The organism is Achromobacter sp. DH1f, assembly GCF_000633435.1.
In the GTDB taxonomy this organism is placed as follows: Bacteria; Pseudomonadota; Gammaproteobacteria; order Burkholderiales; family Burkholderiaceae_B; genus Achromobacter; species Achromobacter deleyi.
In genome coordinates this window covers 1-595 of the sequence record NZ_AYMF01000138.1, presented here as the reverse complement: position 1 = coordinate 595, position 595 = coordinate 1, and the positions used below count along the sequence as shown (strand labels likewise).

Sequence of the window (595 nt, the reverse complement as noted above, 5' to 3'; positions counted from 1 at the left end):
CTGGACAAGACCGGCACCATCGTGGCGCGCACGCGCGAGACGTCCAAATTCGTCGGCCAGAAGGCCGTGCCCGCCTTGTCGCGGGCCGTCGAGCAGGAAAACGAAGGCTCGCTGGAAACCATCACCAAAGAGGGCACGCCCGTCTACACGGCGTTCAGCCGCTCGGCCCTGACCGGCTGGACCGTCGCTGCCGGGGCGCCCATGACGCTGCTGACGACCGATCTATACCGCTCCATCGCCTGGCTGGCCCTGGGCACGTTGACCGCTTTCGGGCTGGGCTTGTGGCTGGCGCTGCGGCTGGCCAACCGGCTGACCTCGGCGGTGCAGGGCCTGGTCGGCCCGGCGCTGGCGCTGGGCGAGGGGCGCACCGTCGAGCTACCGGGCACGCGGGTCAAGGAAGCCGAAGAGGTCGGCACGGCGCTGTTGCAGGCGTCGCGCATGCTGGCGCACGCCCAGCACCTGGCGCACTATGACCCGCTGACGGGGCTGTGCAACCGGGTGCTGTTCGGCGAAATGGTCCTGCGCGAGCTGGCCGTGGCGCAGCGCAGCGGCGAATCCTTCGCCATCCTGGCGATCGACCTGGACGGTTTCAAGG

General features: G+C 69.9%; 1 protein-coding gene. It reads left to right on the top strand.

What is annotated here, in order from left to right; translation table 11 throughout:
- The coding region (locus U858_RS0133450; protein ID WP_025141392.1) for a diguanylate cyclase domain-containing protein at positions 1-595 on the top strand (595 nt) is incomplete at both ends.